Here is a 25,216-nt window from a genome sequence, read left to right as displayed (position 1 = left end):
TTGATATTAAAAAAATCACTTAATATCAATATCTTTTTTTATTTAATTTTGTCTCTGTTTTAGCAGAGTGTTGATATATGCATAAGCAAAGTGGGCGGAGTAATTAAACTTAGGAATGCCACTTTACCTATTGCATATATCAACACACATTTAAAACGGAGTATTAATTTTAAATATAAAAAAAGCTAGAACTTATATTCTAGCTTTTTCTTATGGCAGGGGCACTAGGATTTGAACCCAGAACCAATGGTTTTGGAGACCACTACTCTACCGTTGAGCCATACCCCTAAGTCGTTTTTAATTTTAACATGAATACCATATTTATGTCAACAAGATTTAAAAAATAACTTAATAGTAAAATTAAACTTATCTTCTTTTTTATACTTATTAAATTTAAAATTCTAAGATAAAATACATAAAATATAATTTTCAACTTTTAACTAATAATAAAACATTATCTTATCTAATTATATTAAATTTATTCATAACATAATTAATTTATATTTTTATTTAATCAGTATTTATTTATATCATCTTTTAAATTTATTGCAGACGAATTTAATAATTCAGATCTGACTATAGACTCCTTACCATATTTTTTTCTTATCATATCCATTGTAATATCTAGACTCTTCTGTTTTTCATTATTTTTAAAATCAAAAAGACTAGGCTGATAATACTTATTATCACACAATTTAGTAAGTCTAACTCCTAATAAACGTATTTTTTCTCCTTTATAACATTCATAAAAAGCTTTTTTTATTCCTTTAAAAATTTCCATAGTATTATCTGTATAGTTACTTAAAACCTTTTGATGAGAATATAATATAAAATTATTAGTTTTTATGCTTACAGTAACAATAGAACATAAATTTTTACTTTCTCTAAGCCTTCTTGAAACATTTTCTGTAAGAGAAAGTAGGATTTTCAAAGCTTCTTCAGTATTATCAACATCCTTAGAAAGAGTCGTAGAATTTCCTATTCCTTTTATTTTTAAAGATTCTGATTCAACTAACTCAGAATTATCTATTCCATTAGCATATTCATATATAAGTTTTCCATGTGAATGCATTTTTTCAATTAAAAAATTAACATCTAAATTAGCTAGTTCTCCTATTGTCTTAATATTTAATTTAGTTAATTTCAATTTAGTAGATTTACCAACCATAAATAATTCTCCAACTGGAAGTGGCCACATTTTTTGTTTAATTTCATTTTTAAATAAAGTGTGTATTGAATTCTTAGGTTTAAAATCACTTGCCATCTTAGCTAATAATTTATTTGTTGATATTCCTATATTACAGTTAAACCCAAGCTCTGCACTTATCCTGTTTTTGATATTTACAGACATCATATTATAATTACCTTTATAATGAGTACAGTCCATAAAACATTCATCAATACTATATCTTTCTATCTTAGGAGAATACTCCTTTAATATTTTTATCATTTCATTGCTAAGTTTAAAGTACCAACTATGATCTGGCGGATATATAACTAAATTAGGACATTTCTTTTTAGCTTCATATAAACTCTCACCTGTCTTTACTCCTAGCTTCTTGGCTGGTATTGATGCTGCTAAAACAACACCATGACGTTTTTCCTCATCCCCACCTATAGCTGATGGTATTTTTCTTATGTCTATATTGCTACCTTCATTTAAAAGTTTAAGTGCTGTCCAAGAAAGATATGCAGAATTAACATCTATATGAAAAATTAATTTATCACTTCTACCCAATATATCTACACTCCCTAAATGTATTCTTACTTCACTATAATTTTATACGAACATTAGTTCTATTGTAAAGTAAAAAAAATTATCTATAGATAATTTACAGCATTTATTTTTAGACAAAAAAATAAAAGCCGCAACACAACGTGTTACGACCTTTTCTGGCAGGGGCACTAGGATTTGAACCCAGAACCAATGGTTTTGGAGACCACTACTCTACCGTTGAGCCATACCCCTTCACAACAGTATTTATTATATAACATGATTATTAAAAAATCAACTATTTTCTACAATAAATCTGTTAATACTTTTATGTTGTATAATATTAGCTCATCAAAAGACATATTTCCGTAATACTTCCATAAATTCACCACTTTGTATTTCGATAAATCCATATTAGTTTGTTCTGTACCATCTTTTAATATAACTAGTTTCTTTTCATCTAAATTATTAACTTTTATAAACTCTGATATTTCATAATTGTTTAATTTTACTACATGTAATCCTAAGTCTTTAGTTAAATAATCAAAATTATCATTTAAAGCTAGGAATGTATAATCTTTTAATCCTTTTATTTTTTCACTATAGGGTTCTATTTGAACATTTAATTCTTTTATAGCATTATTATAGTTTTCTTCATAATAATCTCTATTTTTAGGGTCTCTATCTTGAACAGCAGCTTTTATATTGTATAAAGCTATCTTATATGAATCTATTCCTTCAAAGTAATAAGGGTTTTCTTTTGATGATTCATTTCCACCATAATTTAGAAGCCTCATACCTCTTGATAAATTAATTATTCCCATACTACCCTTTTTAAGTTCATCTATAAAACTATTTGCCCAAGGTTCAAAACTTGTTCCAGAATAAATAAAAAGATCCATATTAGATACATTTTCTATAATCTCTTTATTGTACTTAAATTCATTAATATCTGCTTCTTCTGTCATCATGTATTGAACATTGTGTTTATTATTAACAATTTTCTTTACCATTTTATATTGTGGTTTATTAACAGTCATTATATTTAAATATTTCTCTCTATCTTCTTTTTGATTATTTTCAGTATTAGCTAATAACGGATTCGCAAATACTCCCATACCTATAGAAAATGTAAGAGTTATTACAATCATAATAAAGGTAATCTTTTTCAAATCGATCTCCTCCGAAAATATATATAAATTATTTCCAAATAAAACTCTAGTAATATTATATCAACTAAATATGTTAAATGTATATATTTTTATTATAAAATTTATTTAAATTTAATTTATTATGTATATTTTTGTATACTTTTTTAACTTATATTAATTAATTTGCCCTATTATTCTAACTTTAAATATAATATTATTATAGATTAATTTTTATAAGTAAAATTATAAGCTTTGATTTTATAATTGAAATTAGATAAAATAAAAAGATGGCAATAATTTTTAATATAAAAACAAATTAAGTTTAAATGCTAGTGAAAGGAGTTCTTTTTATGGAATTTAATGTTTATAGCATAAATGAAACTACTAACTTAGGTATAGAAATAGGAAAATTACTTAATTCAGGAGATATAATTTGTCTAACAGGAGATTTAGGTACTGGTAAAACTCATATAACTAAAGGCATTGCTCTTGGTTTAGATATAAAAGATGATATTACAAGCCCTACATTTACAATTGTAAATGAATATGATGACGGAAGATTAAAATTAAATCATTTTGATGTATATAGAGTAAATGATCCTGATGAAATATATGCAATTGGATTTGATGATTATATTTTTTCTGATAGTGTGTCTATCATAGAATGGGCAAATTATATTGAAGATATTCTTCCTGATGAGTTTCTTCATATAAATATAGAAAAAGATTTAGAAAAAGGTGATAATTATAGAAAGATAACATTAACACCTTACGGCAAAAAATATGAATATATAAAGGAGTTAAAAATATGATTATACTAAGTATAGATTCATCTTCAAAAGTTGCAACTGCTGCTTTACTTCAAGATGATAAATTACTAGGAGAAATAACTTTAAACAATAAAAAAGAGCACTCTACTATATTAATGACTTTAGTAGAAAATTTATTAGAAAACTGTAATTTAGATATTGATTCTATAGATGGCTTTGTAGTATCTAAAGGCCCTGGTTCTTTTACAGGTTTAAGAATTGGAATGGCTACAATTAAAGGATTAAGCTTTGGAGGAAATAAACCTTATGTAAGTATTTCTAGTCTTGATGCACTTGCATATAGTATTTCTCCATTTAACGGTATAATCTGTCCTGTAATGGATGCATTAAGAAACAATGTTTATACTGCCTTATATAAATCTTGTAACGGAAAGTTAGAACAAATAATGGATTACTCTGCTCTTGATATAAATGAGCTAGTTGATATGCTTAATGAAAAAGGAGAAAATGTTATGTTCATTGGTGATGGACTTAATAATACAAAGGAATACATATTAGAAAATTGTAATAATTGTTTCTTTCCACCAAATCATCTTAATTTAGTTAGAGCTTCTTCATTGGGTGAATTAGGACTAATAAAACTAAAAAATGGTGAATATGATGATTCTAACTCTGCTCCATTTTATTTAAAAAAACCTCAAGCTGAGAGGGAATATGAAAAAAGGATGAAATTAAAAAGTGAAACTAACAACTAGTTTAATGACTGAAACTGATATTGATGATGTTTTAGAAATTAGCTTATTAAGTTTCCCTACATCTTGGAGTAAAGAATCATATATTCAAGAATTAGCAAATCCTCTTGCTAATTATATAGTTGCGAAATGTGATGATAAAGTTATAGGTTTTATAGGCGCTTGGATAATAATAGATGAAGCCCATATCACAAATATAGCTGTACATCCTAATTTTAGAAGAAAAAATGTTGCTTCTGCTTTATTAGGTGAATTAGTTAAATTAACTAAAAGTGCTAATTGTAATGCTTATACTTTAGAAGTAAGAGCTAGCAATATTCCTGCTCAAGAATTATACAAAAAATATGGATTTGTAGAGCAAGGAGTGAGGAAAAATTATTATCAAGATAATAAAGAAGATGCAATAATTATGTGGCGTATAGATGAAAAAAATAATTCGTAAGCTAATTTAGCCTACGAATTATTTTTATATATTTAATCATTCAGTTATAGTCTTTGAGTTTTTTTCTGGACTTCCAAAGTTAGGTTCTGCCTTAAATATAGATGCAGACACCTTTTTATATAAAACATATGTTAATGTACATACCAATATAGCTTTTATTCCATTAAAAGGTACTAAACCCACAGTAACATATCTTAATAATTCTGCACTGCTCATTTGCATACCATATGCTGGTAAAAGCAAATATACATTTGAGATAATTCCTATAATTTCGATACAAACTCCACCTAAAATCATTCCTAAAATAGCTGATTCTTTAGATTTATTTCTTTTATAAAGAATTCCTGCTGGTAATATTAAAGATACTCCAACTAAAAAGTTAGCAAGTTCTCCAACAAATCCACTTTGACTTCCTTTAATTAAAAGAATCAATATGTTTTTAATTAATTCTATAGTTACACCTGCCAATGGTCCAAATCCAAATGCTCCTAATAATGCTGGCACATCACTTAAATCAATTTTAAGCCATGGAAATACTGGATAAGGAATTTCAAGGTACATAAGTATAAGTGCTGATGCTGATAATAATGAAATTTTAATTGTTTTGTTTGTGTTTTTGTTCATTTTTACGCCTCCCAAAAGATTATCTCCCTGGTGTAGCTTATTAAGTCTTAAGATAACGTTTTACTACTCTTTGTAAGATTAAATTACAAATTAAGTTGTTCTTAAATTTAATATTTTTATTCTTTAGATTTTATGTTTTCTTAAAGCACATTTTTATATAAATTGTATGCTAAAAATTACATTTCATAACTCTCTAAAAAACAAAAAAACTGATGCATAAATACATCAGGGCATATACTAAATTATTAAGAATAAAACTATCTTAATTCCTAATAGGTTACCTTCTTTCATCCAGACTATACTGTTGGCTTCGGAGTTACACCGAATCTGCTATAAATTTAGCTCGCGGGCTTTACCGCCAGTAGGGATTTACACCCTGCCCTGAAGATATAAGTATTAAATTATTTTTTACTATACATTCATTATATATTCTTAAAATAATTTTTACAACACATTTTTAAGCAGTATATATATTATTTACTTTTTTAAAATTTTTTATGATATGTATATACTTTAAATATATGTTGATATATGCACTAGGCAAATTAACATTGTTCCTAAATTCAATTACTAAATCAACTTTGCTTATGCATATATCAACACTTTACTTAAACAGATGTAATATTAATTATGCTAATTCTGGAGAAAACATACTGTTATTATTTTTTATTGTATCTACTGATTCTGTAACATCATTTTTACAGCTTTCATAATTTTCTTTAACAGTATTACTTACTTCTTCAATTCCATTGAAAACAGTATTTTTAACTTCAGTTGTAGTACTCTTTAAAGTATTAAATACATTAATACTTCCGTCTTTAATTTCACTTGCTACAAACTTTACATTTGATATAACATCTTTACTAGTAGAAATTATTGTATTAGGAATATCTTTTGCAATATCCAATGAGTCCTTTAATTTGTTAAGATTATTCACTACTTCACCATAACTCTTAGACATGTCTTCATACCCTTTAACTAGAGTATTTTTAATTCTACCAATAGGCTCTTTTATTGAATCGACTCCATTTTTTACAATGTTAAAAGTTGCTACTGTCTTTTTTATTATATTATCATTAGGATTACTTGTCGCCATTTTAACTCCTACTACAGTGCTTCCAATCTTACCTGATACTTCTAATACATCAGAAGATACAGATACTAATGTCTTACTTCCAACACTAATCATATCAGTAACAGCATTTTTTACATTTAAAGCAGCTTCTTTCAATTCCGATGCTGTAGTTGTTACTTGTTTTACCGTACTAGCTATTTGTGATGATGTTTTATTTATAGTATTTGTTACTGATTTAGAAACGTTCATTATAGTCTTATTGATTGCGTTTGAAGCATCTATTACACTTTTAGAAACTGAATTCACAGTATTTTTAACGCTTTCACTTACAGATATAATTGTTTTATTTACATTATCAACTACTGATGTTACTGCCTTTTTTACCGCATTTGCAGTAGATGTTAATCCTTCAAAAAAGTTTCCAAGTGAACTTTTAGTTGTATTTTTTACTTTAGACACTTCATTTTCTGTAGAAGCATCTTTTAAAATTGATGCTTTGTATTCATCAATGTTCATATTATTTTCATTGCTAGATATAGTTTTTTTACTTTGAACTTTACTATTTTTTTGATTTATATTATTTATGTTTTCATTAAAATTTGTGTTAATATTGATAGCTTTTATCATATTTAATCACTTCACTTTCAGTATTTAGTAATTCATTTTTCCTTGAGCCGTATAAGAAGTGTTTTCTAACAATTTGATTTGATCTTCTAAAACAAATTCTCCATCAATAAATAATTTAATTGTCCAAATTCCACAGTTATTTTTATGACTATCATTTAATTCCATCCAAAACCACATTAATATTGGATCTTTTTCATTATCTTTTGTAGCAAATAAATTATTTTCTACTACTTGAAACAATTCTCCCTTCGGGGTAAACCATGCTGTTGTAATGCTATGCAATCCTGTTACATTAGTGAAACCCAATCTTGTAACAACTTTTTTATCTAATAATACATTAAAATTCTTTTTATTTGCTGATTTTTGTTCTTCATTGATATTGCAAGTCACATTATACGAATCAACATGAACAGTATATTGATTATTGTTATACATTCTTTGATTTTTATCATTTATTATAACTACAGACCAAAGCTCCTCATTATCATCTGGTAAATATATATTTGCTGATGAATCATTAAGTTTTAATTCATTATTTATAAGAAATTTGTAATAATGCTCTCCTTCTAAAAGATCACATTTTAAAACCCATTTGCTTCCTTCTCTTACCATATTCCCTTTTGTATGATCAAAATTATTAAAGCTTCCTATAACAGCCACACTATTAACTTCTAAATTCCCTTTTCCTTCGTACTCAAAAATTATCTCCATAACTACCTCCTTTACTAATATTTTCGTTATTATTTTGTGAATATTTACTATTTTCATTTATAAAACAAGAAAATTATGGAATTTAAAAATATATTAAGTAATTTTTAATATTCCATAACTTCTCATATCTTAAAATTAGTATACTGATTAACTAATAGTAATTTTTATTTTTTATCTGAATTTATCTTTGTTAATTTAATGGCTTTTTCATTATAAACTAAAAAAATTCCTGAACAAACTAGTATTAAAGATATTAAAATTTTAATATCAAATATATTTTCTTTAAGAAATATAGCTGATAGTAATGTTCCAAATATAGGTACTAAGAAATTAAAAACTGATATTACTCCAACCTTATTAAATTTTAATAATTGAGTCCAAACAGCAAAAGCTATTGATGATAATAATGCCATATATATTAAAAGCAATGTTGAATTTAATGTAAATCCTTTTAAAGATCCACCAAATAAGAACCCTAATATGCTTAATAGAATTCCACCTATAAGTAATTGATATCCAGTAACTATTGATGCATCTTTATTTTGAGTAATTTTTTTACCATATATTGCTGATGCAGCAAAGATTATTGCTGCTATCATAAGAGAACCTTCTCCTCTCATAGAAAATGCTTGTCCTGTAATTGCTTTACCATTTAAATTAACAATAATTACACCAACAAATCCTATAATACATCCTATAACTTTATTAAAATTTAATTTATCGTTTTTGTATATTATATGAGCTAATATTATACTTGCAAATGTCCCTGTTCCATTTATTATAGATCCTCTTACTCCTGTTGTATAAGATAATCCAATATAAAAAAATATGTATTGAAGAGCTGTTTGAGTAGAACCTAATAAAGTCATTTCTCCAAATTCTCTTAATGAATAATTAAATATATTTTTTTTATTAATTACTTCTAGCAATAATACCAGAATACCTGCAATAGCAAATCTATACCCTGCAAATATTAATTTTGAACATATATCATTTGATCCTATATTAAATAACTGGTAACCAACCTTTATGGCTGGATATGCACTTCCCCATAAAATGCAGCATATAATTGCTAATATAACTATATTTTTTCTATTAGTATAAATTTTTTTCTTATCCATGCGTAACTCCCCCAATTTAAGTTATATTGTGAACAAATAATTAATTATAAAAGACTGTTTCGTAAATAATATTTCTCTAAAATTATTTTGAAACAGTCTTTTTATTAGCTTATCTATTATAAACTTTTTATAATATTAATACTATTTTAAAATAGTTTAATTCTTTATTTTAAGCATTCAATTTTTCTTCTACATCTTTCATGCTTAAAGAAATTCTCTTTCTTTTTGGATCCACTTCTAAAATACTAACCTTTACTATGTCTCCAACCTTTACTATATCTAATGGATGTTTTACAAACCTATTTGCCATTTGACTTTTATGAACCAAACCATCTTGATGAACTCCTATATCAACAAAAGCTCCAAAATCAGATACGTTCCTTACTGTTCCATTTAAAACCATTCCTGGCTTTAAATCTTTAAGTTCTATTATTCCAGTTTTTAATATAGGCGTTGGCATTTCATCTCTAGGGTCTCTACCAGGCTTCTTTAATTCCTTTATTATATCTTTTAATGTAAGTTCTCCAATATCTAAGTCATTACTTAATTTACTTATTCCATTTAGTTCTGCTCTCTTATCTATATCATCTAAATTATTATTTTTTAAATCATCTTTATTATATCCTAATATTTCAATTAACTTCTTTGCAACATTATATGACTCTGGATGCACAGACGTATTATCAAGGTATTCTTTACTTTCAGAAACTCTTAAAAATCCTGCACATTGCTCATATGCCTTCTGACCTAACCTCTTTACTTTTAGTAATTCTTTTCTTGATTTAAATTGTCCTAGTTCTTCTCTATAGGCTACAATGTTTTGTGCAATAGTAGAATTTATTCCTGATATATATGTTAATAAAGATGGTGTTGCTATATTTAAATCCACGCCAACAGTATTAACAGAATCTTCAACCACACCAGCTAATGATTGTTCTAATTTTTTAGGAGTAACATCATGTTGATATTGACCTACACCTATAGCCTTTGGATCAATCTTTACTAGTTCTGCAAGTGGATCTTGAAGTCTTCTACCTATTGATATAGCTCCTCTTACAGTAACATCTAAATTAGGATATTCCTTAGTTGCAAGCTCTGATGCTGAATAAACTGATGCCCCTGCCTCAGATACAATTACATATGATACTTCTTTTCCTTTTTCTTCTTTTATCTCTTTTATCATTTCAGCTATGACTTCTTCTGATTCTCTTGAAGCTGTACCATTTCCAAGAGATATAACATCTACATCATGCTTGTAAATTAATTCTTTTAATGTTTTTTTAGTTCCAGCAATATCTCTCTTAGGTAGCGTAGGATATACCGCTGTATTCTCTAAGAACTTACCTGTTTCATCTAATATTGCAATCTTACATCCTGTTCTAAATCCCGGATCAAACCCCATTACAACTTTACCCTTTATAGGTGCTTGTAATAATAATGCTTTTAAATTTTCTTTAAATATATTTATAGCACCTTCTTCACCAATATTAGTTAATTCATTTCTTATTTCTCTTTCTATTGATGGGTATATTAATCTTTTTAAAGAATCCTTTATAGAAAGTTTTAATTTTTCATCTAAAACTTCATTTCCAGTTAAAATATTATTTTCTAAATATCTTATTATTTTATCTTCATTAACTGTAATTTTTACACTTAATACTTTTTCTTTTTCTCCTCTATTAATAGCTAATATTCTATGTGGAGGTATCTTTTTAACTTCTTCCTTATAATCATAATACATTTCATAAGGAGTAGTATCTTTTGAATCACCTTTTGATTCTATAAAACCTTCTTTTATAATTAATTCTCTTATATGTTTTCTAAATTTAGCCTCATCAGATATATTTTCTGCAATTATATCTAATGCTCCTTGAACAGCTTCTTCTGCCTTTAATACACCTTTTTCGTCATTAATGTATTTAGATGCTTCTTCATTTAAATTTCCTTTAAAAACTCCGCCTTGTATTAATTCTGCAAATGGTTTTAATCCTTTTGCTACAGCTATTGTAGCTTTAGTCTTCTTTTTAGGTTTATATGGTCTATATATATCTTCAACTTCTGTTAATGTTGTTGCTTTTTCTAATGCATTTTCTATTTCAGTATTTAATTTTCCTTGCTCATTAATCAATCTTTTAATGTCATCTTTTCTTTCATCTAGATTTCTTAAATAAGTAAGTCTTTCTGATAACTTTCTTAACACTTCATCAGAAAGACCTCCTGTTGCTTCTTTTCTATATCTTGATATAAACGGAACTGTATTTCCATCATCTAAAAGACTTACTACATTGTTAATTTGAGTTAATCCTAAATTCAATTCTGCTGCTAATCTTTCTTCTATAGATTTCATGCTTTCCTCCTAATGACTATATTAAATTATCCACTCTGTTTTATAATTAACTGTTTATATTAAAGTATTAACATACTTCTAAATAAATAAACTTTATAAAATATCTAAGTGACTACTAATATTATAAACTTATTTACATTAATAGCAATATTATATGTATATATTAACCAAAACATAAAATTAAACACTATATTAATTTTAAAAGTTAACATAACTTTTAAATAATTAGCTTTTTGAATTTACATTAAATGTAATATATCCTATATTTTTATTGCTCTTATGTAAAGCTAACTGTATAATTATAATTGGAAATATTTGTAATAAGAGGTGCTGCAGATGATTAAAGTTGTTAATAAAGTTACTTCATTCTTATTATTATTTTTTATATTAGTACTATCTTTAAATAAGTTAAAAGTTATAGATTACTCTGAAGATTTAAGAAACATATTTTATTTTTTGACTCTTATATTAACTATATTTTCAGCTATAAATGTAATCTTAACTACTAATTCCAAACTTTTTAAGTTTATTAACATAGTAATAATATTAAATTTAATTATTGGTGGAATAATTTCTATATTGGAATCTGGATTAAATATGTATATTTATAGTTGCTTAGCTTTTACATCTATTTATTGCATTATTGACATGTTTTATAAAAAAGTATAAATAAAAAATATAAGCTATTCACATAAAATACGAATAGCTTATATTTTTTATGTTGTTTTTAATAATACATTGTAGATGATAATCCAGCTATTAATGCACTAAAAACAAATATGTATAATAATATTACTACGAATGTAAACACAAAGTATGCTAGTCCTGCTTTATTCCAAGTTTTTTGAACTAATAAAAATTCTTCAGCACTTGAATAACTTCCTTTTTTCCATGCCCATTCATTTCCTTTTGCTCCACATACAAATATCCATACTATGTTAAGTAGAGGAACTAAACATAAAAGAGGAAGATAACTATTATTACCTATTCCCCAAAATATATTTAGCATAAATGCTCCCCAATTCCACTTTTTCACTTCTTGTGGAACTTGATTGTTTGAAATATTCTCCATAAATAATGCCTCCAATTATAAATTATGTACACCATATTTTAACTTATTTGATTTTGTTTTTCAATTATTTCTTTTTGTGTAACTATTTACATTGTGTCTTTTTTATTTTACATTTATATTTATATAAAAATATAGTTCATATTGTTAATTAATTATTAATAAACTCTACTATGAGAAATAATTTAAGAGAGGTTAACAATGAAAAAGATTATTTATTACAGTAGTTTATTATTAGTATTTATAGCTCTAGTATTTTCAATATTTCTTCAAACTACATATTATCACTTTAACTCTTCAAACGTTAAAAATAATATTAAAATAATTTCATCTGATGAATATGAAGGTAGATTAACAGGCTCAAGCGGAAATGAAAAAACTGCTGATTTTATAGAAAATTGGTTTAAAGATATTGGTTTAGTTCCATTAACTGAAAATTATAAAGAAAGTTTTTATGTTAATACACCATTTAAGAATGGAAATAATCCCTCATTTAAAATATTAAATGATGATAAAATCTTATATGATTACAAATATGGTGTTGATTATAAAGAGGACTTGCTTAATTTTAATGAAAGTTCAGTTACTTTTAATAAAGAAGATATTCTTAACATTTTCCCTACTTCTTTAACAATAAAACATGATGAAAAAATATATTTGTTTTATACACCTTCATGTAACAACTTTTCTTTTAGAAGTTCCTTTAATGATAAATCTGATTATCAATTTTCAATTGCTATAACTACTGAGTTATATAACAATATACTAGATTCTTTAAGAAGCAATAATATAATAAAAATTACTCTTCCTTATTCTAAGCATGAAAAATCAACCTCTAATGTAGTTGGAGTAATAAATGGAACGTCTAAAAATTTACCGCCACTTGTAATTACTGCTCATTTCGATCATGTAGGACAAGATTATTTAAATAATTGTTATGGCGGTGCATTAGATAATGCTTCTGGTACAGCTTTTTTAATGGAGTTATCTAAGAATTTATCAAGTTTCATAAAACCAAAAAGAGATATTATTTTTGTAGCATTAACTGGAGAAGAGTTTGGATTACTTGGATCTTCAAATTTTGCTCAAAATCATGAAAATCTTATAAAAAATAGTGAAATTATTAATTTTGATATGATTGGTGCTGCTAATACCCCTATTTCTATAATGAGTGGATCAGTATGCAAAAGTAATAAAGATGCTAATATAAATTTATTAAATTCATTAAAAACAATCTGTTCAAATAAAAATATCGATTATAAAATTACATTTGAAGATTGTAGTGATCATGCAAGTTTTACTAATATGGGAATGGATTCTATTACATTATGTCATTCTGATACCTCTAAAATTCATACGCTAAATGATAAAGTAGAGTATATTGATACCAAAGCAATTGATGATGTTTATTCTCTTGTTAAAGATGAAATTTCTAATTATGCTTATGATGATTTTAGATTAGTCTTTTATAGTCATAATTTTATTTTATTTTTATTTGCTTTATTCTTATTTATATTCTTTTTACCCACTATCAAGAAAAAATTAAAACAATACGTTAATAAAAATAAAATTCGTGTAATTTAAATTTTGTTTTTCTACTTATTATATATTTTTTGTAAATCAACTATGCTAGATTTTTAAGTGAATAAATCAAAAAAGTTGAGAGTTAAAAATTTTTCATTAACCCTCAACTTTTTTTATTTTAAGCTCTTTAAGTATGAATTTATAAATAAATCCAAATCTCCATCCATAACTGCAGTAACATTAGAAACTTCTACATTTGTTCTATGGTCTTTAACTAAATTATATGGGTGAAATACATATGAACGTATTTGACTTCCCCATCCCATATCTTTTAGTTCTCCAGTTAAATCTTCAATTTTTTCTTTATGAGCTCTTTCTTTTAATTCTATTAACTTTGCTTTAAGCATTCCCATTGCTGTATCTTTATTAGAAAACTGACTTCTTTCATTTTGACATTGCACTACAACACCAGTAGGAAGATGTGTTATTCTCACTGCTGAGTCAGTTTTATTTATATGCTGTCCTCCAGCCCCTGATGCCCTATAAGTATCAATTTTAATATCTTCTGACCTTATATCAATATCTTGTTCTTTTGTAAGCTCTGGTAATACTTCCATTGAAGCAAATGATGTTTGTCTTTTACCATTAGCGTTAAAAGGTGATATTCTAACTAATCTATGAATTCCTTTTTCAGCTTTAAGATATCCATAAGCATATTCTCCTATGACTTTTAGAGTAACGCTCTTTATCCCTGCTTCATCACCTTCAAGTAAGTCAATCATTTCAACTTTATAATTCTTCTTTTCACACCATCTTGTGTACATTCTAAGAAGCATTTCTGTCCAATCATTTGCATCTGTACCTCCAACACCTACGTGTAATGTAAGTATTGCATTATTCTTATCATATTCACCTGACAATAGAATTTCCATATTATAATTATCAATTTCTTCTTCAATCTCTTTTATATTATTAATTATTTCATATGCAGATTCTTCATCGTCATCATCCATAATTTCTTTTAAAACTTCAATATCATCAAGCTTAGATTGAACACTTTCTACTCTTTGAATCTTGTCTTTTATTCTTTTACTCTCTTTAGTTATCTCTTCTGCTCTTTTAGTATCATTCCAAAAGCCATCTTCTTGCATTTGAAATTCCAATTCACTTAATTGTTTTTCCAAATATTCTTTGTCAAAGAGATTCACTCATTTCAAATATAGATTTTTTTATATTAGAAAGTTTTAATAATTCTTTTTCTAATTCAATAATCAATATATTCACCTCTTCATTTTTTATTTTTAATAACACCATATTACTTATAAACAATTACATTTACTTATCCACAGGTTTTATGTGTTAACAGTTGATAAAAATAATATTGTTATTTAAAAAACTCCGTAGCAAATTTCATAATATTATTTTACTATGAAACTTCTACGGAATTTATTATACTATCTTTATAAATATTTTAATATTTATTTTTAAGCTTCTCTACCACAACAATTTTTAAATTTCTTTCCACTTCCGCATGGACATACATCATTTCTTCCAAATTTATTAAGATTTCTAACTGGTCCTACTGGAGCTGATGGTTTATCTCCATGCACAGCATCTGTTTCTTGTGCAACTCTTACTCTTTCAGGTGCTCTTTCCACTTTAACATGGAATAACATCTTTACAGTTTCCTTCTTAATAGAATCTATCATTTCTTCAAACATAGCGCTACCTTCCATTTGATACGCTTGAACAGGATCTACTTGTTTGAATGCTCTAAGTCCAATACCTTGTTTTAAGTTATCCATATTATTAATATGATCCATCCATTTTGTATCAACAGATCTTAAAAGAACAACTCTTTCTATTTCTCTTAATCTTTCTGATGTAAATTCTTCTTCTTTATCTTCGTAGCTTTTAACTGCAACATCATATAAATGATCTACTATTTCTTCCTTTGACATATCTGCAAGTGCAGGTAAATTCACTTCATTTGTTGGTATACATATGTCATTTAAGTATGATATTAAGAATAAGAAGCTTTCTCTATAATCTTCAGCATCTTCTTTAATATGAGCATCAACTGCATCTGATATTACATCTCTTAACATATGTAATATTTCTTCTTTTACATCTTCACCCTCAAGAACTTCTGCTCTTTGTTTGTAGATAACTTCTCTTTGTTTATTCATAACATCATCATATCCTAATAATGTTTTTCTTATATCAAAGTTATTACCTTCAACTTTCTTTTGAGCATTTTCTATAGACTTAGAAACAAGTTTACTTTCTATTGCTTCATCTTCTTGAAGACCAAGTTTTTCAACAACACCTTGAATTTTTTCTGATCCAAAAATTCTCATTAAATCATCTTCTAATGAAATAAAGAATGTTGATTCACCGTTATCTCCTTGTCTACCAGAACGTCCTCTTAATTGGTTATCTATTCTTCTTGATTCATGTCTTTCAGTACCTATTATCTTAAGTCCACCAATTTCAAGAACACCATCTCCAAGCTTAATATCAGTACCTCTACCAGCCATATTAGTAGCTATAGTAACCATACCTTTTTCTCCAGCATGAGTTATTATTTCTGCTTCTTGTTCATGGAATTTTGCATTTAAAACTTGATGTGGAACGCCTTTTTTCTTAAGCATACTTGAAATCAATTCTGATTTTTCAATACTTACAGTACCAACTAGTACTGGTTGACCTACTTCATGCGCCTTTGCTATCTCATCAACAACAGCCATGATCTTTCCTTTTTCACTTTTAAATACTAAATCCGGATTATCTATTCTAACAACTGGTTTATGAGTTGGAACAACAATAACATCTAATCCATAAATTTCTCTAAATTCATTTTCTTCTGTTAATGCTGTACCTGTCATTCCTGATAATTTTTCATACATTCTGAAGTAATTTTGGAACGTAATAGTCGCTAATGTCTTAGATTCTCTTGCAATCTTAACATTTTCTTTAGCTTCTATTGCTTGGTGAAGACCATCCGAATATCGTCTTCCTTCCATAAGTCTTCCTGTAAATTCATCAACAATTATTACTTCTCCATCTTTAACCATGTAATCTTTATCTCTTCTCATTGCATAGTTAGCTTTCAATGCTTGAGTAACATAATGTTGTAATTCTACATTTTCAGCATCTGCATAATTTTCTACTTTAAAAGTTTGTTCTGCTTTATGGAATCCTTCATCAGTTAACATTACTGCATTAGCTTTTTCATCTATTGTATAATCTTTTTCTTTTACTAATGTTTTAACAAAATAATCTGCTACTTTGTAAAATTCTGTAGATTTTTCTCCTTGACCAGAAATTATAAGTGGAGTTCTAGCTTCATCAATTAATATTGAGTCAACTTCATCTACTATAGTAAAGTTCAATTTTCTTTGAACTCTTTCTTCTTTGTATATAACCATATTATCTCTTAAATAATCAAAACCAAATTCATTATTTGTTCCATAAGTTATATCTGAGTTATATGCTTCTCTTCTTTGTTCATTAGTTAATTCATGAACAATAACACCCGTTGTCAATCCCAAAAAGCCATATAATTCTCCCATTTGTTCAGCATCTCTTTTTGCAAGATAATCATTAACTGTTATTATATGAACACCCTTGCCTGTTAATCCGTTTAAATATGCTGGTAAAGTTGCTACTAATGTTTTACCTTCTCCGGTCTTCATTTCAGCTATTCTACCTTGATGTAAAACAACTCCTCCAATAAGTTGCTCATCATAATGTTTCATATTTAATACTCTTTTAGACGCTTCTCTAACTACTGCAAATGCTTCTGGTAAAATATCATCTATTGCTTCACCATTGTTAAGTCTTTCTTTAAACTCTACAGTCTTTGCTTTTAATTCATCATCTGAAAGTTTTTGCATAGCTTCGTCTAATTCATTTATTTTGCTGACAATAGGTCTAATTCTCTTTACTTCTCTTTCACTATATGTTCCAAATACGGCACTTAATAATCCCATAATGTCATCCTTTCAAACTACATATTTTGTCAATAAAAGTAATTTACTTTCTTGCAAATCGTACATTCTATCATTATAACATTCTCTATCAATTATTTTCAATAAAATTTACAATTTTTTGTTTAATATCAATTTCCAGCATAAGAATAATGTGGATTATATATACGTTTTTTATTAAAGTTACCTTAAACCTAGATTTTATCTAGCTTTTTTCATTTAATTTACCATAAAATAAAAATCCTCTAGCATATTACTAGAGGATTTCCAAATTTTTGTTTTATCTATATTCTGGATCTAACAATCCATAATCGCCATCTTTTCTTTTATATATTACATTTATTTTATTACTTTCTACATCTTGATAAACAAAGAAATTATGTCCTACTAATTCCATTTGAAGTATTGCTTCATCTACATCCATAGGTTTAACACCAAATCTCTTTCTTTTAACTAGCTTGGCTTCTTCTTCATCAGCTGCAACTGGAGACAAATCTACTATTTCTCCAAACTTTAATGATCCATTCTTTTTTCTAGATAATTTAGTTTTTTGTTTTCTAATTTGTCTTTCTAGCTTTTCCTCAACTAAATCTATAGCTCTATACATGTCTTCATTAGCTTCTTCTCCTCTTAATACGACTCCATTAAAAGGTATCATGACTTCTACTATTTGCCTATTTCTTTGTACGCTTAAAGTAGCCTTGGCTTCTATATCAGAATTAAAATATTTTCCTAACTTTGAAATTTTCTTTTCAACCATTTCTCTCAATGCATTAGTTAACTCAATATTTTTTGCTATAACTATTACTTTCATAAAAATCCAGCCCCTCTCTGTATAAAACCTTTTAGACAAAATTTATTTTATTTATTAACTATATTTTACTACTTTTTTTCCTAGTTAACAAGAGTAATATTCAGAATTTACAGAAAATTCTTAGTTTCTATTTTATTCTTTTTATTACAAAATATTACTTATGAACATATAAAAAAAGTAAAGCTAGTTGACCTGGTTTTTGCCCCCACACTCGCCTGCTGGAGCTTTTGCTACTAAAAGTTAATTCCTCACTACTAACCCTCTCACTCTTCATGAATGGCAGGACTCACTTCTATACCGCACCATGCTCATTAGACATTTTGTCTAACTTAAGTGGATCGTTTTGCCTGCGACTAGCATCGACTTTCAACCACAAACCTAGCTTTACATTAATATTATATATGACTTTTCGCTAAGGTCAATAGTTTTATTTCTTTTGCTCCATATTTTTTTAATACTTTATATCCTTCTCTTATTGTAAAACCAGTAGTTGTAACGTCATCAATAAGTATTATTTTTTTATCATTTAAATCAATTTTCTTTATTATATCAAAAGAACCACTAATATTTTCTTTTCTTTCATTTTTATTTAACATTTTTTGTTCTTTTGTGTCTTTTACTTTAATTAATATTTTTTTACATTCCATATTTAACGAACTAGCGATTTTTTTAGCAATATATTCACATTGATTAAAACCTCGCTTTTTTTGAGATTTAGTAGTCATAGGTATATATGTTATTATATATTCTTTATAATTTATATTATCGATAATATATTTTTCTAAAAATTCAGATAGGATATCCCCTGCTGTAAAATTATTCTTATACTTAAATTTAAGTATAAGCTCTTTTATTACTCCACCATAATACCCATAACTTATTATCTCATTATCATTGTTTTTAATACATGTAATTTTAGACTTACAAATATCACATATTCCAGTATAGTCATTTCTATTACATAATATACAATAATTTTCAATTGGATATATTATTGAAACTACACTTTCATATATAATTTTTATTATTTTTTTGATCTTTTTTCCCATATTTTTCTGTTAAATTCTCTTGATAATTCTTTTGCTTTATCAATATCTTCTGAAACACTATTAGATACTAATAACACTTCAGGTAACTCCTTATTTATTTGTCCTATTTTTCCACATAAATACATGAGTTTCTTGTACGTGTACCTAATATCATCTGCAAATAAGATAACCGCATCATTAACAAGACAATATTCACTCAACTCCTTAACTTTATCAGTTATTATAAATATTGCCTTATCTTTATATTTTAATACTCTACCACATCTTTTAAATTCCTCTTCTTCAGATACCTTTATAACTTTTACACCTTTCATTATTAATTGTGTTTCAAAATATTCATAAACCGAATTTAATCTTTCCTTATCTGGAGTATAAATAGCAACTTTCTTTCTCATATTTACAAACCATTTAAGATATTCATATAAATTATACGGTATATCTGTGTTTAAGTTTATTCTTGTTGTTAAAATTCTAGGTTCAACAAATGGTTTTTCATAATTATATGGTGATAATTCAATAAATTCTCCATTTAAACTTATTTTCTCTATTCCATAAAATATTATTTTGTTACTTAAAATAGAACAAATATCCATTTTATTTCTTAGATTTAAATTATCAATATTTGAAAAATATCCTATATCATCAAATATAATTAAATCGTATTTTCCTCTAATAAGACCTAAATTTCTTTCATTTACAAATGTTAAATTAGTAATTCCTTTACCACATTCAATATACGAATAAGTTATCTCTAAGTTAACTTCTCTTAATAGAGTTAATAATTCTCTATTTTCTCTATTATTTCCCCAAATATACAGTATCTTTCCGCCTTGCATCGAAATTTCATTTATTATATCTGAAAATATATATGATGTATTAAAAGGCACTGTAATTATATTTAAAAATTTTATGTTCTTTTTATACCAATGAGCTATTTTATCTATTGCATAATTCAATTCTTCATAATCAAGCTGATTATATTTGCCCATCTAAAAATCTCCTTTTATAAATTATAATATTATGCTACTCTATTGCATTAGTCAGTATATCTTTAATTCTATATTTTAATCCAGAATACCGCTCCATGATATTCGTATTTCCAACCATGTAAATTAAAGCTCTTTTCACACCTACAACTACAACAAGTTCTTTTGCTCTAGTTATACCCGTATATAAAAGATTTCTATTCATCAAAAAAGGACTTCCCATAAATACGGGAATTATTACAACTTTAAATTCACTACCTTGACTTTTATGTATTGTAGTAGCATATGCTAGGTCTAATTCATCTAAATACATAAAGTCATATATAACTTTTCGTTCATCATCGAATGTTATAGTAAAGCTTTTATTTTCTTCATCTATACTTTGTATAAAACCTAAATCCCCATTAAATACTCCAACACCTTCATATTCTCCCTCACCTTTAATTCTAGTCCATTTTAAAGAATAATTATTTTTAGTTTGCATTACTTTATCACCTTCTCTAAAAATAATTTCTTTTATCTTCTTTTCTTTCTTGTCTTTTGATGGTGGATTAAATACCTTTTGAAGATTTATATTTAAATTATTTACTCCAAGTACTCCCTTTCTCATAGGACTTAAAACTTGCATATCTCTAAACTTATCCCATTGCTTATTAAAACTTGGAAGTCTCCTATTTATTAAATCTATGATAACATTAACTGTTTTGTTTAAGTTTTCTTCACCAATAAAGAAAAAATCTTTATTCTTTTGATTTAATATAGGTGCCTCACCTTGATTTATTCTATGAGCATTAGTTGTTATTAAACTTTCAGTTTCTTGCCTAAATATTTCATTTAGCCTTACAACTTTAATATATTCACTTTCTATTAAATCTTTTAATACATTCCCAGCTCCCACTGATGGTAATTGATCAACATCACCAACAATTATTAATCTAGTACCTAAATTAACAGCTTTTAATAAATTATGCATAAGCATTATGTCTATCATGGAAGCTTCATCTATAATTATGACATCAGTATCTAATGGAGATGATTCACTTTTTCCAAAAACAGAATCATCTTCTGATACACCTATTTCTAATAATCTGTGTATAGTCTTTGCTTCACGACCTGTTGATTCTGTCATTCTTTTTGCAGCTCTTCCAGTTGGTGCACCTAATATTACATCCATGCCGTTTTTTTCATATATATCAATTATACATTTAATTATAGTGGTTTTTCCTGTACCAGGACCACCTGTTATTATTTCAATCCCATTATTAAAAGCTCCAAGTATAGCTTCTCTTTGAGATGTAGCAAACTTTATATTATATTCCTTTTCTAATACATTTATTTCAAAATCCAAGTCCGAATTAATAGTTTGTATTGTTTGCATACCTAAAGTAATTATTTTATTCGTAACTCCTAACTCACAATAATAGTAAGGGAGCAAATATACAGCTTCTTCTTCTCCCAATTTTTCTAATATTATATTTTTGGAAGCAGCTATTGAGTATACATTCTCCTCTATTAATATTCTTTCAATGGATAAAAGTTTTTCACAATCTTCTATTAATTTTTCTTTTGGCATATATGTATTCCCTAATAAACAAAACTGATTTAAAGCATGCTTTATACCACTTTTTATTCTAAACTCTGAATTATCACTTATACCAAGATTCATAGCAATTCTATCTGCCGTTTTAAATCCAATTCCAACTATCTCTTCAGATAATATATAAGGATTTTCTGAAACTATTTGGTTAGATGATGGTCCAAATTTTTTATATATTTTCATACATTGATTATTACTTAACCCATACTTATGGAAATGTAGTATAACTTCCTTTAATCCATTCTGTTCCATATAAGATTCATATATTATCATGAACTTCTTTTTTCCTATACCTTCTATTTCCATTAATCTTTCTATATGATTTTCTAGTATATCTAAAGTTTCTTCACCAAACTTATCAATTATCTTTTTAGCTGTAACAGGACCTATTCCATGTATTATTCCTGCACTTAAATATTTCTCTATTCCATCTAATGAATCTGGCAATACCTCTTCAAATTCAGCTATTTGGAATTGCTGTCCAAACTGCTTGTGCACAGTCCAATGTCCTTTTATTTTTACATTTTGTCCCTCTTTTATAAATGGAATAGTCCCAACTGCACTTATTAAGTTTTTAGCAGTTCTTATTTTACAAACTACATATCCAGTTTCTTCACTTTTAAATACGATGTTTTCAACAAAGCCATCTATGACTTCCATATAATCTCTCCAAATCATCAAAATAAATTTATTTTATAAACTCTATTAATCTAATCTTTATTAAAAATAATGTTTATAATATTATACTATGAATAATAAATTTATAAAAATTTAAATACATACTGTTTATATTATCGACATGATCTTTAAAAATAATATGTTGTTTTAATAAGAATCTTTTTAAAATTCGATATAGCTTTACTTATGAATACATCACCACTTTGCTAAAATATTTTAATAATATAAATTCCTAAAGAATAAAAAAACTTATCTTACTATTAATACACTTAATAAGTAAGATAAGTCTTTATAAATTATATAAAATTCATTAGATTTCTAAATATATTTTTTTATTTCTTCTAATTTATTTAATCTTTCCCATGGTAAATCAAGATCAGTTCTTCCAAAATGTCCATAAGCAGCAGTTTGCTTAAATATAGGCTTTCTTAAATCTAAATCTCTTATTATAGCACCTGGTCTTAAATCAAATACTTTTTCTACTATTTCAACAATCTTATCCTCTGGCATTTTACCTGTTCCAAAAGTTTCAATTTCAATAGAAACTGGTTTTGCAACCCCTATAGCATAAGCTAATTGTATTTCTAATTTATCTGCAATACCTGCTGCAACTAAGTTCTTAGCCACCCATCTTGCTGCATAAGCTGCTGATCTATCAACCTTTGTTGAATCCTTGCCTGAGAATGCTCCACCACCGTGTCTTCCATATCCACCGTATGTATCAACTATTATTTTTCTTCCTGTTAATCCTGAATCCCCTTGAGGACCCCCTACAACGAATCTTCCAGTTGGATTTATAAAGTATCTAGTTTCTGAATCTAATAATTCAGCTGGAACTACTGAGTTTATTACATGTTCTTTTATATCTTTTTCTATTGTTTCTAATGATACTTCTTCACCATGTTGAGTAGATATAACTATTGTATCTATTCTCTTAGGCTTATTGTTTTCATATTCAACAGTAACTTGTGTTTTTCCATCTGGTCTTAAATAATCTAAAGTTCCATCTTTTCTTACTTCTGTAAGTCTTCTAGATAATTTATGAGCCATATAAATTGGTAGTGGCATGTATGCATCTGTTTCATTAGTAGCGAAACCAAACATCATACCTTGATCTCCAGCACCTACTGCTTCTACCTCATCTTTTTGACCTTTTTTAGATTCAAGAGCTTCATCAACTCCCATTGCTATATCTGCTGATTGTTCATCTATAGTAGTCATAACTGAACAAGTGTCACAATCAAATCCATATTTTGCTCTATCATATCCAATTTCTCTAACTGTTTCTCTAACAACTTTAGGAATATCAACATAACAATTAGTTGATATTTCTCCCATTACCATAACTAGTCCTGTAGTAGTACATGTTTCACATGCAACTCTCGCATTTGGATCCTTAGTTAAAATAGCATCTAAAATAGCATCTGAAATTTGATCGCACATTTTATCTGGATGCCCTTCTGTAACTGATTCTGATGTAAATAATCTTCTCATTGTTTTCTCCCTTCATTCTGCTCTTTATTATAATAAATTCTTAAACTTATATTTGATCTTGATATAAAAAATAGCTAAGCGACTTTGAATCGTCCACTTCTTTACGCATCTTATTTCTATAATTCATGTAAGAAAAATCTAACAAGTGACTATAGTCTCTTTTTTTATTCTTTGGATGTACTCATTATGCCTATAAAATACAGTATTTTATAAGTTATCCACAGATTTTCAGACGATATAAATTTCTAAAGAATAAAAAAACCCTTCTATAAGAAGAGCACTAATTCAATAATCCTTTTCTTATCTTGTAGATACAATTTATCTACAGGAATTGGCACCTTGTATACACAGGTTGCCGGGTTTCATAGGGCCCTTTCCCTCCACCTCTCTCGATAAGAGTAACTTTAATTTAATTTTCATTCGTATTTTAACATATGGTATTTACTTAGTCAACCTATAATTTTTAGTAATTAATAAAACTATCTAATTAATAGTTTTTCCTATTTTCTATAAAATCTATATCTTTATAACCTTATTTTAAAATTAAATATGTACATAAACTATACTTACAATAACTTCTGACTATTAAATAATAAAAAAGAGAATAAACTATGTTTATTCTCTTTGGTGGAGGAAGATGGATTCGAACCATCGAAACGTAACGTAACAGATTTACAGT

The 25,216-nt window shown here is 26.7% G+C and carries 20 protein-coding genes, 2 tRNA genes and 2 riboswitches; of the genes, 5 read left to right on the top strand and 17 right to left on the bottom strand.

The features are described 5' to 3' along the window. Nucleotides 1-213: 213 nt before the first annotated feature. The 4 genes from NG901_RS10945 to NG901_RS10930 all read right to left on the bottom strand — a co-directional run bounded on the left by NG901_RS10945 (nt 214) and on the right by NG901_RS10930 (nt 2,886). Nucleotides 214-288: transfer RNA gene (locus NG901_RS10945), tRNA-Trp, on the bottom strand. Between the two features lie 226 nt (nt 289-514). After that, nucleotides 515-1,741 (bottom strand): Y-family DNA polymerase, encoded by a 1,227-nt coding sequence (locus NG901_RS10940; RefSeq protein ID WP_252214876.1) that lies wholly within the window; start codon nt 1,739-1,741, stop codon nt 515-517. A 153-nt stretch (nt 1,742-1,894) separates the two neighbouring features. After that, nucleotides 1,895-1,969, bottom strand: a tRNA-Trp gene (locus NG901_RS10935). A 50-nt stretch (nt 1,970-2,019) separates the two neighbouring features. Further along, on the bottom strand, nt 2,020-2,886 hold the full coding sequence (locus NG901_RS10930) for a metal ABC transporter substrate-binding protein (protein WP_252214430.1): 867 nt from the start codon (nt 2,884-2,886) through the stop codon (nt 2,020-2,022). A gap of 329 nt (nt 2,887-3,215) precedes the next feature. Here NG901_RS10930 and tsaE point away from each other — a divergent pair, with 329 nt between their 5' ends. The 3 genes from tsaE to rimI are packed head-to-tail and all read left to right on the top strand — an operon-like array spanning nt 3,216 to nt 4,829. Beyond that, nucleotides 3,216-3,677 carry a tRNA (adenosine(37)-N6)-threonylcarbamoyltransferase complex ATPase subunit type 1 TsaE gene (tsaE, locus tag NG901_RS10925; protein WP_252214428.1) on the top strand — a complete coding sequence of 154 codons (462 nt, stop codon included), beginning with the start codon at nt 3,216-3,218 and terminating at the stop codon, nt 3,675-3,677. Then, nucleotides 3,674-4,390, top strand: a complete 717-nt coding sequence (gene tsaB, locus NG901_RS10920) for a tRNA (adenosine(37)-N6)-threonylcarbamoyltransferase complex dimerization subunit type 1 TsaB (RefSeq protein ID WP_252214426.1) — start codon at nt 3,674-3,676, stop codon at nt 4,388-4,390. Before tsaE ends, tsaB begins: the two co-directional genes overlap by 4 nt. Next, nucleotides 4,374-4,829: a ribosomal protein S18-alanine N-acetyltransferase gene (gene rimI, locus NG901_RS10915; RefSeq protein WP_252214424.1), complete on the top strand. Its 456-nt coding sequence runs from the start codon at nt 4,374-4,376 to the stop codon at nt 4,827-4,829. The genes tsaB and rimI overlap by 17 nt, the downstream gene beginning before the upstream one ends. A 36-nt stretch (nt 4,830-4,865) precedes the next feature. Here the strand turns inward: rimI and NG901_RS10910 are convergent, their stop codons facing one another. The 5 genes from NG901_RS10910 to NG901_RS10890 all read right to left on the bottom strand — a co-directional run bounded on the left by NG901_RS10910 (nt 4,866) and on the right by NG901_RS10890 (nt 11,334). Continuing rightward, nucleotides 4,866-5,453, bottom strand: a complete 588-nt coding sequence (locus tag NG901_RS10910; RefSeq protein ID WP_252214422.1) for an ECF transporter S component — start codon at nt 5,451-5,453, stop codon at nt 4,866-4,868. A 275-nt stretch (nt 5,454-5,728) separates the two neighbouring features. Continuing rightward, nucleotides 5,729-5,846, bottom strand: a riboswitch (FMN riboswitch). 235 nt (nt 5,847-6,081) lie between these two features. Beyond that, the gene (locus NG901_RS10905; protein WP_252214420.1) at nt 6,082-7,155 is read right to left on the bottom strand and encodes a hypothetical protein; all 1,074 of its coding nucleotides are present in this window, start codon (nt 7,153-7,155) and stop codon (nt 6,082-6,084) included. A gap of 24 nt (nt 7,156-7,179) precedes the next feature. Continuing rightward, nucleotides 7,180-7,866: an early set domain-containing protein gene (locus tag NG901_RS10900; RefSeq protein ID WP_252214418.1), complete on the bottom strand. Its 687-nt coding sequence runs from the start codon at nt 7,864-7,866 to the stop codon at nt 7,180-7,182. 164 nt (nt 7,867-8,030) lie between these two features. Continuing rightward, a complete protein-coding gene (locus NG901_RS10895) occupies nt 8,031-8,987 on the bottom strand; it encodes a DMT family transporter (RefSeq protein WP_252214416.1) in 957 nt (318 codons plus the stop codon). A 169-nt stretch (nt 8,988-9,156) separates the two neighbouring features. Next, the gene (locus tag NG901_RS10890; RefSeq protein WP_252214414.1) at nt 9,157-11,334 is read right to left on the bottom strand and encodes a Tex family protein; all 2,178 of its coding nucleotides are present in this window, start codon (nt 11,332-11,334) and stop codon (nt 9,157-9,159) included. 336 nt (nt 11,335-11,670) lie between these two features. Here NG901_RS10890 and NG901_RS10885 point away from each other — a divergent pair, with 336 nt between their 5' ends. Then, the gene (locus NG901_RS10885; RefSeq protein ID WP_252214412.1) at nt 11,671-12,003 is read left to right on the top strand and encodes a hypothetical protein; all 333 of its coding nucleotides are present in this window, start codon (nt 11,671-11,673) and stop codon (nt 12,001-12,003) included. Between the two features lie 58 nt (nt 12,004-12,061). Here the strand turns inward: NG901_RS10885 and NG901_RS10880 are convergent, their stop codons facing one another. After that, nucleotides 12,062-12,406 (bottom strand): ribonuclease G, encoded by a 345-nt coding sequence (locus NG901_RS10880; RefSeq protein ID WP_252214410.1) that lies wholly within the window; start codon nt 12,404-12,406, stop codon nt 12,062-12,064. 198 nt (nt 12,407-12,604) lie between these two features. On the opposite strand from NG901_RS10880, the gene NG901_RS10875 reads away from it, so the two are divergent. Next, on the top strand, nt 12,605-13,987 hold the full coding sequence (locus NG901_RS10875) for a M28 family metallopeptidase (RefSeq protein ID WP_252214408.1): 1,383 nt from the start codon (nt 12,605-12,607) through the stop codon (nt 13,985-13,987). Nucleotides 13,988-14,100: 113 nt separating this feature from the next. On the opposite strand, the gene prfB is transcribed toward NG901_RS10875, so the two are convergent. The 7 genes from prfB to metK all read right to left on the bottom strand — a co-directional run bounded on the left by prfB (nt 14,101) and on the right by metK (nt 24,537). Beyond that, a protein-coding gene (gene prfB, locus NG901_RS10870; protein WP_350339618.1) for a peptide chain release factor 2 occupies nt 14,101-15,202 on the bottom strand; the annotation gives its coding sequence in 2 pieces (ribosomal slippage) (nt 14,101-15,123 and nt 15,125-15,202; 1,101 coding nt in all). Between the two features lie 209 nt (nt 15,203-15,411). Beyond that, a complete protein-coding gene (gene secA, locus NG901_RS10865) occupies nt 15,412-17,922 on the bottom strand; it encodes a preprotein translocase subunit SecA (RefSeq protein WP_252214404.1) in 2,511 nt (836 codons plus the stop codon). 277 nt (nt 17,923-18,199) lie between these two features. After that, nucleotides 18,200-18,733 (bottom strand): ribosome hibernation-promoting factor, HPF/YfiA family, encoded by a 534-nt coding sequence (hpf, locus tag NG901_RS10860; protein WP_252214402.1) that lies wholly within the window; start codon nt 18,731-18,733, stop codon nt 18,200-18,202. A gap of 395 nt (nt 18,734-19,128) precedes the next feature. Further along, nucleotides 19,129-19,782: a ComF family protein gene (locus NG901_RS10855; protein WP_252214400.1), complete on the bottom strand. Its 654-nt coding sequence runs from the start codon at nt 19,780-19,782 to the stop codon at nt 19,129-19,131. After that, on the bottom strand, nt 19,758-20,771 hold the full coding sequence (locus tag NG901_RS10850) for a hypothetical protein (RefSeq protein ID WP_252214398.1): 1,014 nt from the start codon (nt 20,769-20,771) through the stop codon (nt 19,758-19,760). Before NG901_RS10850 ends, NG901_RS10855 begins: the two co-directional genes overlap by 25 nt. Nucleotides 20,772-20,805: 34 nt before the next feature. Further along, a complete protein-coding gene (gene recD2 / locus NG901_RS10845) occupies nt 20,806-23,025 on the bottom strand; it encodes an SF1B family DNA helicase RecD2 (protein ID WP_252214396.1) in 2,220 nt (739 codons plus the stop codon). A gap of 336 nt (nt 23,026-23,361) precedes the next feature. Beyond that, nucleotides 23,362-24,537 (bottom strand): methionine adenosyltransferase, encoded by a 1,176-nt coding sequence (gene metK, locus NG901_RS10840; protein ID WP_252214394.1) that lies wholly within the window; start codon nt 24,535-24,537, stop codon nt 23,362-23,364. Nucleotides 24,538-24,834: 297 nt separating this feature from the next. After that, a riboswitch (SAM riboswitch) is annotated at nt 24,835-24,936 on the bottom strand. Between the last annotated feature and the right edge of the window lie 280 nt (nt 24,937-25,216).

The sequence above is a fragment of the Clostridium sp. CMCC3677 genome, from assembly GCF_023845585.1.
Lineage (GTDB): Bacteria > Bacillota > Clostridia > Clostridiales > Clostridiaceae > Clostridium > Clostridium aquiflavi.
Note: the sequence above shows the minus strand (reverse complement) of the source record. Positions and strands in the feature narration are given on the sequence as shown.